Annotated in this window: 10 protein-coding genes; 7 read left to right on the top strand and 3 right to left on the bottom strand. The window is 62.5% G+C overall.

Annotation, left to right across the window (positions count from 1 at the left end; translation table 11 throughout):
• The first annotated feature begins 36 nt into the window (after nt 1-36).
• Complete coding sequence (locus tag FVW59_RS13505) at nt 37-1146, top strand: NADH:flavin oxidoreductase (RefSeq protein WP_222711515.1); 1110 nt, start codon at nt 37-39, stop codon at nt 1144-1146.
• A gap of 91 nt (nt 1147-1237) precedes the next feature.
• Entirely contained in the window at nt 1238-1912 is a 675-nt protein-coding gene (locus FVW59_RS13500) for a 2OG-Fe(II) oxygenase (RefSeq protein WP_148064884.1), read from the top strand.
• On the opposite strand, the gene FVW59_RS13495 is transcribed toward FVW59_RS13500, so the two are convergent.
• On the bottom strand, nt 1909-2907 hold the full coding sequence (locus FVW59_RS13495; RefSeq protein ID WP_148064883.1) for a calcium/sodium antiporter: 999 nt from the start codon (nt 2905-2907) through the stop codon (nt 1909-1911). The genes FVW59_RS13500 and FVW59_RS13495 overlap by 4 nt on opposite strands.
• A 145-nt stretch (nt 2908-3052) precedes the next feature.
• Here FVW59_RS13495 and gdhA point away from each other — a divergent pair, with 145 nt between their 5' ends.
• Nucleotides 3053-4408, top strand: coding sequence for an NADP-specific glutamate dehydrogenase (gene gdhA, locus FVW59_RS13490; RefSeq protein WP_222711514.1), 1356 nt, complete (start codon nt 3053-3055; stop codon nt 4406-4408).
• A 123-nt stretch (nt 4409-4531) separates the two neighbouring features.
• Here the strand turns inward: gdhA and katG are convergent, their stop codons facing one another.
• Both katG and FVW59_RS13480 read right to left on the bottom strand, forming a co-directional pair.
• Nucleotides 4532-6754 (bottom strand): catalase/peroxidase HPI, encoded by a 2223-nt coding sequence (katG, locus tag FVW59_RS13485; protein ID WP_425468407.1) that lies wholly within the window; start codon nt 6752-6754, stop codon nt 4532-4534.
• Nucleotides 6755-7020: 266 nt separating this feature from the next.
• The gene (locus tag FVW59_RS13480) at nt 7021-8349 is read right to left on the bottom strand and encodes an MFS transporter (RefSeq protein ID WP_148064881.1); all 1329 of its coding nucleotides are present in this window, start codon (nt 8347-8349) and stop codon (nt 7021-7023) included.
• Nucleotides 8350-8502: 153 nt separating this feature from the next.
• On the opposite strand from FVW59_RS13480, the gene cyoA reads away from it, so the two are divergent.
• From cyoA to cyoD, 4 genes are all read left to right on the top strand, one after another.
• Nucleotides 8503-9438, top strand: a complete 936-nt coding sequence (gene cyoA, locus FVW59_RS13475; RefSeq protein WP_148064880.1) for a ubiquinol oxidase subunit II — start codon at nt 8503-8505, stop codon at nt 9436-9438.
• A gap of 86 nt (nt 9439-9524) precedes the next feature.
• The gene (cyoB, locus tag FVW59_RS13470; RefSeq protein WP_148064879.1) at nt 9525-11531 is read left to right on the top strand and encodes a cytochrome o ubiquinol oxidase subunit I; all 2007 of its coding nucleotides are present in this window, start codon (nt 9525-9527) and stop codon (nt 11529-11531) included.
• Entirely contained in the window at nt 11531-12160 is a 630-nt protein-coding gene (gene cyoC / locus FVW59_RS13465; RefSeq protein ID WP_148064878.1) for a cytochrome o ubiquinol oxidase subunit III, read from the top strand. The genes cyoB and cyoC overlap by 1 nt, the downstream gene beginning before the upstream one ends.
• Nucleotides 12157-12534, top strand: coding sequence for a cytochrome o ubiquinol oxidase subunit IV (cyoD, locus tag FVW59_RS13460; protein ID WP_148064877.1), 378 nt, complete (start codon nt 12157-12159; stop codon nt 12532-12534). The genes cyoC and cyoD overlap by 4 nt, the downstream gene beginning before the upstream one ends.
• Nucleotides 12535-12541 lie beyond the last annotated feature (7 nt).

The following is a 12541-nucleotide window of genomic DNA, read 5'->3' as shown; positions in this document are numbered from 1 at the left end:
TGCCGGCCCCCTGAACTGACCCGACGGAGAAACCCGGTGAGTGATAGCAGCCCCCTGTTCCAGCCCTTTACCTGCGGCCCCCTGCAATTGGCCAACCGCATCGTGATGGCGCCGATGACGCGCAATTTCTCACCGGGCAACATCCCCGGAGAGAACGTGGCGGAGTACTACCGTCGCCGCGCTGCTGGCGGCGTGGGCCTGATCGTCACCGAGGGTACCTGTATCGATCATATCGCCGCCAGCGGCTACCCGGATGTGCCGTACTTCCACGGCGAAGAGCGCCTGGCGGGCTGGCAGCGGGTGCTGGAGGCGGTGCACAGCGAGGGCGCCAAAATCGCCCCGCAATTGTGGCACTGCGGCGGCATGCGCAAGGCCGGCGTGCCGCCGGAAGGCGATGTGCCGGGCTACACGCCCTCGGGCATGAACATGCCGGGCAAGGTCAACCGCCACATCATGAGCCAGCAGGATATCGACGATGTCATCGGCGCTTTCGCCCGCGGTGCCGCCGATGCCAAACGTCTGGGCTTCGATGCGGTGGAGCTGCACGGCGCCCACGGTTACCTGATCGACCAGTTCTTCTGGGCTGGCACCAATGTGCGCGATGACGCCTATGGCGGTTCGATGGAAATGCGCTCCCGCTTTGCGGTGGAGATTATCGAAGCGGTGCGCGCCGCGGTGGGGCCGGACTTCCCCATCATCCTGCGCTGGTCCCAGTGGAAGCAGCAGGATTACACCGCCCGCCTGGCGCAAAGCCCGGCCGAGCTGGAAGAATTCCTGGCGCCCCTGTCGGCGGCGGGGGTGGATATTTTCCATTGCTCGACACGGCGTTTCTGGGAACCTGAGTTCGAGGGCTCGGACCTCAACCTGGCGGGCTGGACCCGCAAGCTCACCGGCAAGCCGGCGATTACCGTGGGCAGCGTCGGTCTCACCGAGGACTTCCTGCCGGTGCCGGGAGAGTCCACCTTCCGCGAGGCGGAGCCGGCCAGTCTCGACGAACTGCTGCGCCGCATGGGTGAGGGGGAATTCGATCTGGTGGCGGTGGGGCGCGCCCTGATCGCCAATCCGGACTGGGCGCAGCTGGTACAGGAAGACCGTCTCGCCAGTGCCCGCGCATTCGAGAAGGAAAACCTTTTCCAACTGGTGTAACGCCTGCAGTAGCGCAGCCGGGGCGACGGCCCTATAATCCCGCCGCCCTGACTCCGCCACCCCGGCGGGAGCGGGCCCAGCGGACCCATTGATGACTGCGCCCGACCTGCTTGTTTGCCCCGCCTCAGGGAGTGACGACGAGCCCTTCTTTGCCCAGATGGCCGACGATGTGCGCCGGCGCGGTTACGCGGTATGCCCCGGGGCACTGCCGCTGCCTCTGTGTGAGGCCCTGCTGGCGCAATTGCAGGTCATTCCCGCCGACGGTTTCGAGCGCGCAGGCGTAGGTCGAGAGCACAACCATACCCTCAACCGCTTTGTCCGCTCCGACGAAATATGCTGGATCACCGGCGAATCAGCCGCCGGCCGCGAGTGGCTCGACTGGAGTGCGCGCCTGCAGCGCGCACTCAACCGCCAGCTGCTGCTCGGTCTGTTTTCCTTTGAATCACACTTCGCCCACTACGGTCCCGGTGACTTCTACCGCAAACACCTGGACGCCTTCCGCGGCCAGGCCAATCGCGTGCTGTCGCTGGTCGCCTATCTCAACCGCGGCTGGCAGCCGGATGATGGCGGTGAGTTGCTGATGTACCTGGATGACGAGGCGCAGGGCGAAACCCTCAAGGTGGTGCCGGCGCTGGGTACGGTGGTGGTGTTCCTGAGCGAAGAATTTCCCCACGAGGTGCTGCCGGCGCAGCGGGATCGCTACTCCATCGCCGGCTGGTTCCGGGTCAATACCTCGACAGCCGGGCGCGTCGACCCGCCCCGCTAGCCGCCGGTGACCGTCTGCGCGGTGGGTGTGAGGTAGGTGTGTACCAGGTAGGCGGAGTAGGCGCAGAAACAGAGCAGCAGGGCGCCGCCCTCTACCCGGTTGATGCGACGACGGCCGCTGCGGAAGCTGAAGCCGATCACAAACAGGGACACGGTGAGCAGGGCCATAATGCTCATGTCACGATTGACGATGTCCGACTCCACGCTGAAGGGATTGATACAGCCGGCGATGCCGACCACCGCCAGGGTATTGAACAGGTTGGAGCCGATCACGTTGCCCAGGGCCATGTCGTGTTCACCCTTGCGCGCCGCCAGTACCGATGACACCAGCTCCGGCAGAGAAGTACCCACCGCGACAATGGTGAGGCCAATGATCAGGTCGCTCACGCCGAAGCCCTGGGCTAGTTCCACCGCGCCCCACACCAGAATCCGGGAGCTGATGATGAGGACGGTCAGGCCCATTCCCAGCCAGATCCAGGCCCGCTTCATCGGCAGCATCCGGCTCGGCATTTCCAGGTCCATCTCCTCGCCCAGGCTATCGTCCTTGTTGCGCATGCCCTGGATGATGGTCCAGGTCATCAGCACGAAGAACACCACCAGCAACAGCACAGCATCGGCGCGGGACAGCTCCCCGTCCAGCAACTGCACAATGGCCAGCGCGGTGATGCCGGTGAGAATGGGCAGTTCCTTGCGTAGTACCTGGGATTTCACCGCAATCGGGCTGATCAGGGCGGTCAGGCCCAGCACCAGGGCGATATTGGTAATGTTGGATCCGTAGGCGTTGCCCAGGGCAAGGCCCGGGTTGCCCTCTACAGCGGCGATGGCCGATACCAGCATTTCCGGGGCCGAGGTGCCAAAGCCGAGGATCACCATGCCGATCAGCAGAGTGGGCATGCCGAAGTGACTGGCTATGGAGGCGGCGCCGTCGACGAACTTGTCTGCGCTCCACAGGAGCAGTATGAGGCCGATCAGTACGGCAGTCAGTGAGGTAATCATGCGACGAATTATACGGGGGCTCGTTGAAATTTGACCATGCAAAATGCGTCTTGCATCACAGCGGAGGCTTGTGCTGCAGGCATTGCCGGCTATGCTGATTGAGGGGCGGCTGGGCCGCACGCGAATAATGAGCTAAGGAGTGAGCATGAGCAAGCATATGGCAGAGGATCTGGCCACATTTATGGACGGCGTTGAACGCCGTAACCCGGGGGAGCCAGAGTTTCACCAGGCGGTACACGAAGTGGCGATGGATATCATTCCCTACATCGCCGACAAGCCCATCTACAAGGAACTGAAAATCCTCGAGCGCATGACCGAGCCCGATCGCATTGTCAGTTTCCGCGTGGTGTGGCAGGACGACAACGGCGACATCCGGGTGAATCGCGGTTACCGCGTGCAGCAGAACAATGCCATTGGCCCCTACAAGGGTGGTATTCGCTTCCACCCCACGGTGACCCAGTCAGTGCTGAAATTCCTCGCCTTCGAGCAGGTGTTCAAGAACAGCCTCACCGGACTCCCCATGGGCGGCGGTAAAGGTGGTGCCGATTTCAACCCCAAGGGCAAGTCCGATCTGGAAGTGATGCGCTTTTGCCAGGCCTTCATGACTGAGCTGGCCAAGCATATCGGCCCCGACACCGACGTGCCCGCCGGGGACATCGGCGTGGGCGCGCGCGAGGTGGGCTATATGTTCGGCCAGTACAAACGCCTGGTGAATCGCTTCGAGGGGGTGCTCACTGGCAAGGCGCTGGAATTCGGCGGCAGTCGCATTCGCACCGAGGCCACCGGCTACGGCGCCGTCTATATGATGCAGGATATGCTCAGCCACCACGGCGAGACCATCGACGGCAAGGTCTGCGTGGTGTCCGGTTCCGGCAACGTGGCCACCTACTGTGCCGAGAAGCTGATCCAGCTGGGGGCGAAGGTGGTGACCTTGTCCGATTCCTCCGGCTTCGTGCACGACCCGGAGGGCTTCACCCAGGAGAAGCTCAACTGGGTCATGGACCTGAAGAACAAGCGTCGCGGGCGCATCGAGGAGTACACCCGGGAGTTTGGCGGCAGCTACCACGAGGGCCAGGAACCCTGGGGCGTACCCTGTGACCTCGCCTTCCCCTGCGCCACCCAGAACGAAATCGACGGTGAAGAGGCCAGGACCCTGATCAAGAATGGCTGTCGCGGTATTTCCGAGGGCGCCAACATGCCGACGACGCCGGAGGCGATCAAGGTCATCCAGGATCACCCCGGTCTGTTGCACGCTCCTTCCAAGGCCGCCAATGCTGGCGGGGTGGCGGTATCCGGGCTGGAAATGAGCCAGAACAGCCTGCGCCTGCAGTGGAGTCGGGAAGAGGTCGACGAGCGCTTGCGGGGCATCATCCGCGGCATCCACGACCAGTGTGTGGAGTTCGGTACCACCGCTGAAGGCCATGTGGACTATTTCCGCGGTGCCAATATCGCCGGCTTCAACAAGGTGGCCTCGGCCATGCTGGCCTACGGAGTGATGTAGCCCCTTCCGGGCCCGGGTGGCCGCTGATCGCAGTAGCCACAAAGAGAAAATGGCGCTGTCGGGAACGACAGCGCCATTTTTGTTCGCAGGTGTTGCCGGTGCAGAGGCACCGGCGGGTGGGGCTTACTTCACATCGTAGCGATCGGCGGTCATCACCTTGGTCCAGGCAGCGACGAAGTCCTCGACGAACTTGTCCTTGCTGTCGTTGGAGGCGTAGAACTCGGCGATGGCGCGCAACTCGGAGTTGGAGCCGAAGATCAGGTCGACCGGAGTGGCGCTCCACTTGGCCTTGCCGGTGTCGCGGTCCTTGCCCACGTAGACGCCGTCGATGGTCTCGGACTTGCTCCATACCGTGGACATGTCCACCAGGTTGACGAAGAAGTCCGTGCTCAGGGTACCGGGCTTGTCGGTGAACACGCCGTGCTGGCTGCCATCGGCATTGGCGCCCAGTACCCGCAGGCCGCCCACCAGGGCGGTCATTTCCGGCACGCTGAGATCCAGCAGGGCGGCGCGCTCTACCAGGGCTTCAGCCGGCGGGCGGGGGAAGCCCGGGGCCAGGTAGTTGCGGAAACCGTCGGCCTTGGGTTCCAGCACCTCGAAGGCCTCCACGTCGGTCATTTCCTGGGTGGCGTCGGTGCGACCGGGCACGAAGGGTACCTCGATCTTGTGGCCGCCTTTTTTCGCCGCCTCCTCAATGGCTGCGGCGCCGCCCAGCACGATGACATCAGCCAGGGAAACCTGGGTCTTGCCGGCCTTCTTGTTGAAGTCCTGCTGGACTTTCTCCAGCTTGGCCAGCGTCGCCGCCAGTTCCTTGGGCTGGTTGACCGCCCAGTCTTTCTGCGGTGCCAGTCGGATGCGGGCGCCGTTGGCGCCGCCGCGCATGTCAGTCTGGCGGAAGGACGCTGCAGAGGCCCAGGCGGTTTTCACCAGTTGCGAAGTGCTTAGGCCGGATTTCAAAATCTCGGATTTCAGCTTCTTCACGTCGCCGTCATCGATCTGTTTGTAGTCTGCCTCGGGCACCGGGTCCTGCCAGATCCAGGTGGCATCGGGGACAGACGTGCCGAGATAGCGGGAGGTCGGCCCCATGTCGCGGTGGATCAACTTGAACCAGGCGCGGGCATAGGCGTCCTCGAACTCTTCCGGGTTGTTCAGCCAGCGCTGCGTAATCTTGCGGTAGGCCGGGTCTTCCTTCAGGGCGAGGTCGGTGGTGAACATCATCGGCGCGTGGCGTTTGTTGGGGTCGTGGGCATCCGGGACCATACCCTCGCCCTTGCCGTCTTTTGGTTTCCACTGCTGGGCACCGCCGGGGCTTTTGGTCAGTTCCCACTCGAAGCCGTACAGGTTTTGCAGGTAGTTGTGGGTCCACTCGGCGGGACTGATGGTCCATGCGCCTTCCAGTCCGCTGGTCACCGTGTCTGCCCCTTTACCGGTGCCGCACTTGTTTTTCCACCCCAGGCCCTGCTCCTCCAGCGGAGCGGCTTCCGGCTCGGGGCCGACACAGTCAGCTGCCTTGTGCGCGCCGTGAGCCTTGCCAAAGGTATGGCCACCGGCGATCAGGGCGGCGGTCTCCTCGTCGTTCATTGCCATGCGACCAAAGGCGTCGCGAATGGCCGCTGCCGCTTTCAGCGGGTCGGGGTTCTTGTGCGGACCTTCGGGGTTCACATAGATCAGGCCCATCTCGGTGGCCCCGAAGGGGCCCTCGATGCGGCCCATTTCATTGCGACGCTGGTCGGTGAGCCATTCGCCCTCGGGGCCCCAGTTGACGTCTTCCGGCTCCCATGCGTCGGCGCGCCCGTAGGCGAAGCCCGCGGTCTCGAAGCCCATATCCTCCATGGCCAGGTTACCGGCCAGAACAATCAGGTCGGCCCAGGAGATGGCGTTGCCGTATTTTTCCTTGATCGGCCACAGCAGACGGCGGGCCTTGTCGAGACTGGCGTTGTCCGGCCAGCTGTTCAGCGGTGCAAAGCGCTGCATGCCGCCGTCGGAACCGCCGCGACCGTCGATGGTGCGGTAGGTGCCCGCGGCGTGCCAGGACAAGCGAATAAAGAAGGGCCCGTAGTGGCCGAAGTCGGCGGGCCACCAGTCCTGTGATGTGGTCATCAGCTCGCGCAGGTCTTTTTCCAGGGCTTTCTGGTCGAGCTTTTTGAAAGCTTCAGAGTACTTGAATCCCGGTCCCATAGGATCGGATGAAGCAGACGAGTCACGCAAGGGCTCGAGGCTCAGGCGGTTGGGCCACCAGTAGTCGTTGTCGGGGACTGCGGGCACATCGGCAGCGGAGGCCACCGAGCCCATCGCGCACAGGGTGGCGAGGGTGATGGCCTTTTTCAGCATGCTGGACTTTTTCATAGGATCCTCTCTCTGATCTTTTTGTCGGTATTGCGGCGCGATAACAGAGGGTGGATGACTCCGCCGGTTAGGTAGCGACATCGCACAGGCGAGCGCTCACTTGTTATCGGGGAAAAGTATAGTCAGGCCGTATCGATACAGCCCAATTGCAAATTCAGAAGTTCATGTTCTGTTTTTTTGATGAACGTCTGGCGCCAGCGGGGCGGGAGCGGCCTGTCGGGAGAGGGCGACAGGCCGTGGTGTGACAAGTGAGGGAGGTTTGGATCTCAGCCGCGGGCCCGGGCCTCCAGGCGGCGATTGAACCACAATGCCAGCAGGGTCCAGACCACGGCAGAGAGCAGGTAGCCACTGACGGCGACCAGGCCGAACTTGGACGACAGGGACAGCGCCAGCAGCGGCGCGAAGGCCGCGCCAAAGAGCCAGGCAAAGTCGGCGGTGAGGGCGGCGCCGGTGTAGCGGTAGCGGCGCTGGAAGTTGGCGGTCACGGTGCCGCTGGCCTGGCCGTAGGAGACGCCAAGCAGGGCGAAGCCGATCAGGATGAAAGCGTTCTGCTGGGTCGGGCTGCCATCCATCAGCATGGGGGAGAACAGGGCGAAAACACCAATGGCGGCGGCCATCAGGCCCAGCGTGGTGCGCTTGCCGATGCGGTCGGCGATGACGCCGGAGGCCATGGTGCCGAGAATGCCGGCACAGGCGCCCCAGATCTGGATTTCCAGCACCTTGTCGATCACCTGGGACTTGTTCAGGGCAATCCAGGACAGGGGGAAGATGGTGACAATGTGGAACAGTGCATAGCTGGCCAGGGCGACAAAAGCGCCGATGAAAATGTTGCGGCCCTGCTCGCGGAGCATTTCCCGGGTGCTGATGGGTTCCAGTTCGCTCTCTTCCAGGGCGAAGGTGTACTCATCGGTCAGCACCAGGCGCAGGCGGGCAAACAGTGCTACCACGTTAATGGCGAAGGCCACGAAGAAAGGATAGCGCCAGGCCCAGGTCAGGAAGTCCTCGGTGCTGACGCTGAGGACCAGGTACAGGAACAGGGCATTGGCCAGCAGGAAGCCCAGCGGCGCGCCGAGCTGGCCCAGCATGGCGTACCAGTTGCGGCGGTTGGACGGTGCGTTCAGCGCCAGCAGGGAGGGCAGGCCGTCCCAGGAACCACCGGTGGCGAAGCCCTGCAGCACCCGGAAAAAGGCCAGGAAGACAATGGCTGCCGTGCCCAGCGTGTCATAGCTCGGCAGGAAGGCGATGCCGGCAGTGGCGGTGCCCAGCAGGAACAGGGAGGCGGTGAGCTTGACGCTGCGCCCCCAGCGGCGCTGGATGGTCATGAACAGGGTGGTGCCAAAGGGGCGCGCAATAAAGGCCAGGGCGAAAATCCAGAAGGAGTAGATCATGCCTTCCAGCTGGCTGGAGGCGGGGAAGAACACCGCGGGGAATACCAGCACGCAGGCGATGCCGAAGACGAAGAAGTCGAAGTACTCGGAGGTGCGGCCGATCACTACACCGACGGCAATTTCACCGGGTGCGACGGGTGAGTGGCCGGCAGTGGTCTCCGGGCTGGCTTGGGTGGAAGAAGCGGTATGTCCAGTCGCGTTGGCCATGCAGGGAAATTTCCGGATTTGAGACTACAATGGCCTCAAAGGCTACCCCCATTCCGCCGTGGGCACCATAGGACAAATTGTCCAATTCCCCCGCCGGTCCCGATCCCGTAGAGTGCGCCCCACTCTTCCCACAATCCGGAATTGCGAGCGGCAATGGCAACTCCCAGAACACTCTGCAAAACACTCCTGGCGTCGGTGCTGGCCCTGTCTCTGGCCGGCTGCAACTGGGTGGTGATGTCCCCCTCGGGTGACGTGGCCTCCCAGCAGGCGGACCTGATCCTGTGGTCCACCTACCTGATGCTGATCATCATTGTGCCGGTGATTGTGCTCACCCTGCTGCTCGCCTGGCGCTATCGCTCCTCCAACAAGGACGCCACCTACAAGCCCGACTGGGATCACTCCACCAAGCTGGAGCTGGTGATCTGGGCGGCGCCGCTGGCCATTATCATCGCCCTGGGCGCACTGACCTGGGTGAGCACTCACAAACTTGACCCCTACCGGCCGCTGGATCGCATCGAGAAGGGCGTGCCCGTGCCGGAAGGCACCGAGCCGCTGGTGGTGGAAGTGGTGGCCATGGACTGGAAGTGGCTGTTCTTCTATCCCGAGCAGGGTATCGCCACCGTGAATGAGCTGGCCGCACCGGTGGATCGCCCCATCAAGTTCAAGATCACCGCCACCACCATGATGAACTCCTTCTACGTACCGGCGCTGGCGGGCATGATCTACGCCATGGGCGGGATGGAAACCCAGTTGCACGCGGTGATCAACGAGCCGGGCAGTTATGAAGGCTTCTCCGCCAACTACTCCGGCGAGGGCTTCAACAAGATGCGCTTTGAATTCCTGGGGGAGTCCGAGAGCGATTTCGAACAGTGGGTGGCGCAGGTGAAGGCCCAGGGTAACCCCCTCAGCCGCGACGCCTACAAGGCGCTGGAAAAGCCCAGCATCGATGACCCGGTGCGCTACTACAGCGAAGTTATGCCTGGCCTGTACGACGCCATTCTCAATCGCTGCGTCGACCCGGGTCAGGTCTGCATGAAAGACCTGATGAAGAGCCATCACGGACACCACGGCGAAGAGCACGGCGAATAAGTCCCGAGCGGGCACGCCATCTTCGCGAAACCAGTTCCGGCCGCTTTTAAGGCGGCCCAGTTGTAAAACCCAAGGGCGCCGCAACTATGTCGTCAGCAGTACAAACCTACTCCGACACCACATCAGCCGTCTTCGGCCGTCTGACCTGGGATTCCTTCCCTCTCCACGACCCGATTATCCTCGGTACCTTCGTCATGGTTGCCGTTGGTGGTATCGCCCTGGTGGTGGCCCTGACCAAGTACCGGGTCTGGGGTTACCTGTGGAAGGAGTGGTTCACCAGCATCGACCACAAGCGCATTGGCGTGATGTACATGATCCTCGGGATCATCATGCTGCTGCGCGGCTTCGCCGACGCCATCATGATGCGCCTGCACCAGGCCATGGCCTTCGGTGACGCCACGGGTTACCTGCCGCCCCACCACTACGACCAGATCTTTACCGCCCACGGCGTGATCATGATCTTCTTCGTGGCGATGCCCTTCGTGGTGGGCCTGATGAACTATATCGTGCCGCTGCAGATCGGCGCCCGCGACGTGGCCTTCCCCTTCCTCAATAACTTCAGCTTCTGGATGACCGCCTCCGGTGCGGTACTGATCATGCTGTCCCTGTTCGTGGGGGAATTCGCCAAATCCGGCTGGCTCGCCTATCCACCGCTAACGGGGATATTACAAAGCCCCGGGGTCGGGGTGGATTACTACATCTGGTCGCTGCAGATCGCCGGCGTGGGGACGCTGCTGTCGGGGGTCAACTTCGTGGTCACCATCGTCAAGATGCGCGCCCCCGGCATGACCCTGATGAAAATGCCGGTCTTCACCTGGACCGCCCTGTGCACCAACATCCTGATCGTGGCGGCCTTCCCCATCCTCACCGCGGTACTGGCGCTGCTGTCGCTGGACCGCTACATGGACTTTAACTTCTTCACCAATGATCTCGGCGGCAACGCCATGATGTACGTGAACCTGATCTGGATCTGGGGCCACCCGGAAGTGTACATCCTGATCCTGCCGATCTTCGGTGTGTTCTCCGAGATCGTGTCCACCTACAGCGGCAAGCGCCTGTTCGGCTACTCGTCCATGGTGTACGCCACCGTGGTGATTACGGTGCTGTCCTACCTGGTGTGGCTGCACCACTTCTTTACCATGGGCTCCGGCGCCACCGTGAACAGCTTCTTCGGTATCACCACGATGATTATCTCGATCCCCACCGGGGCCAAGATCTTCAACTGGCTGTTCACCATGTACCGCGGCCGCATCCAGTTCGATGTGCCCATGCTGTGGACCATCGGCTTTATGGTCACCTTCGTGATCGGCGGCATGACCGGCGTGCTGCTGGCGGTACCCCCGGCGGACTTCGTACTGCACAACAGCCTGTTCCTGATCGCCCACTTCCACAACGTGATTATCGGCGGCGTGGTGTTCGGTGTGTTCGCGGCCATCACCTACTGGTACCCGAAAGTCACCGGTTACAAGCTCGATCCCTTCTGGGGCAAGTGCTCCTTCTGGTTCTGGCTGATCGGCTTCTACGTCGCCTTCATGCCCCTGTACGCACTGGGCCTGATGGGCGTGACCCGTCGCATGAGCCACTTCGAGGACATGTCCCTGCAGATCTGGTTCCAGGTGGCGGCCTTCGGCGCGGTGCTGATCGGCCTCGGCATCCTGAGCTTCCTGATCCAGCTCTACGTGAGCTACAAGAAGCGCGATTCCCTGCGCGATGAAACCGGCGACCCCTGGAACGGCCGCACCCTGGAGTGGTCCACTTCCTCACCGCCGCCCCAGTACAACTTCGCCTTCACACCGCAGGTGCACGAGAACGACGCCTGGTGGCAGATGAAGCAACACGGCTTCAAGCCGCCGCAGGAGGGCTTCCTGCCCATCCATATGCCCAAGAACACGGCGGCGGGCATGGTGCTGGCCGGCCTGGCCACGGTGTTCGGCTTTGCCATGATCTGGTACGTGTGGTGGCTGGCCGCGGCGAGCTTTGCCGGCCTGATCCTCGGCGCCATCATTCACACCTTTAACTACAAGCGCGACTACTACATTCCGGTGGAAGACGTAGCCGCAGTGGAAAACCGGCGGGCGGAGGTGCTGGCCTGATGAGTACTGCAGTAGCAACACCGGCCGCCGACAACGGCAAGCTGGAATTCCTCGTCCGCGGCGAGCACCACCCGGCCCAGGGCACCCTGCTGGGTTTCTGGATCTACCTGATGAGCGACTGCCTCATCTTCGCCGCCCTGTTCGCCACTTACGGCGTGCTCAGCCTGAACTTTGCCGGCGGGCCCTCCGGTGCCGACCTGTTCGACCTGGAACTGGTGGCCCTGAACACCGCCTTCCTGCTGGTCTCCTCCATCACCTACGGCTTTGCCGTGCTGAAGATGCAGCAGAACAGCCTGAAAGGCACTATCGGCTGGCTGGCGGTGACCGGCGTGTTCGGGCTCAGCTTCCTGGCCGTGGAACTGTACGAGTTCTACCACCTGCTCCACATCGGCGCCGGCCCCCAGCGCAGCGGCTTCCTGTCTGCCTTCTTTACCCTGGTGGGCACCCACGGCCTGCACGTCACCTTTGGCTGCATCTGGCTGGTGACCCTGCTGCTGCAGCTGCGCAAGCACGGCCTGATCCAGGAGAACAAGCGCCGGGTATTCTGCCTGTCCATGTTCTGGCACTTCCTGGACGTGATCTGGATCGGTGTCTTTACCTATGTCTACCTGATGGGATCCATGGTATGAGCGAACATCACGATAGCCTTCATCACGGCCACGACGACCACCACGCCGAAGAGGCGCCTCACAGCACCTTCAAGGGCTACATGATCGGCTTTGTGGCCTCGGTTATTCTCACCGCCATTCCGTTCTGGATGGTCATGGGTGATGTGCTGGATTCCCGCAATGCCACCGTGCTGATCATCCTGGCCTTTGCCGTGGTACAGATCGTGGTGCACATGGTCTACTTCCTGCACATGGACTTCCAGGCCCAGGGCGGCTGGACCATGCTGTCGCTGATCTTCACCCTTGTGTTGGTGTTCATCACCCTGTTCGGTTCGCTGTGGGTGATGTACCACATGAACGTCAACATGATGCCTTCCATGATGGGGGGCTCCTGATCCGTCT

The sequence above is a fragment of the Parahaliea aestuarii genome, assembly GCF_008064635.1.
GTDB lineage: Bacteria > Pseudomonadota > Gammaproteobacteria > Pseudomonadales > Halieaceae > Parahaliea > Parahaliea aestuarii.
This window is presented reverse-complemented; position numbering and strand designations above follow the sequence as displayed.

What these genes read in the sequence shown, in the direction of transcription:
- FVW59_RS13480 (WP_148064881.1), bottom strand. Translation starts at nt 8,349, where the DNA reads ATGGCCAACGCGACTGGACATACCGCTTCTTCCACCCAAGCCAGCCCG.
- cyoB (WP_148064879.1), top strand. Translation starts at nt 9,525, where the DNA reads ATGTCGTCAGCAGTACAAACCTACTCCGACACCACATCAGCCGTCTTC.
- FVW59_RS13495 (WP_148064883.1), bottom strand. Translation starts at nt 2,907, where the DNA reads ATGATTACCTCACTGACTGCCGTACTGATCGGCCTCATACTGCTCCTG.
- cyoC (WP_148064878.1), top strand. Translation starts at nt 11,531, where the DNA reads ATGAGTACTGCAGTAGCAACACCGGCCGCCGACAACGGCAAGCTGGAA.
- FVW59_RS13500 (WP_148064884.1), top strand. Translation starts at nt 1,238, where the DNA reads ATGACTGCGCCCGACCTGCTTGTTTGCCCCGCCTCAGGGAGTGACGAC.
- cyoA (WP_148064880.1), top strand. Translation starts at nt 8,503, where the DNA reads ATGGCAACTCCCAGAACACTCTGCAAAACACTCCTGGCGTCGGTGCTG.
- gdhA (WP_222711514.1), top strand. Translation starts at nt 3,053, where the DNA reads ATGAGCAAGCATATGGCAGAGGATCTGGCCACATTTATGGACGGCGTT.
- katG (WP_425468407.1), bottom strand. Translation starts at nt 6,754, where the DNA reads ATGAAAAAGTCCAGCATGCTGAAAAAGGCCATCACCCTCGCCACCCTG.
- cyoD (WP_148064877.1), top strand. Translation starts at nt 12,157, where the DNA reads ATGAGCGAACATCACGATAGCCTTCATCACGGCCACGACGACCACCAC.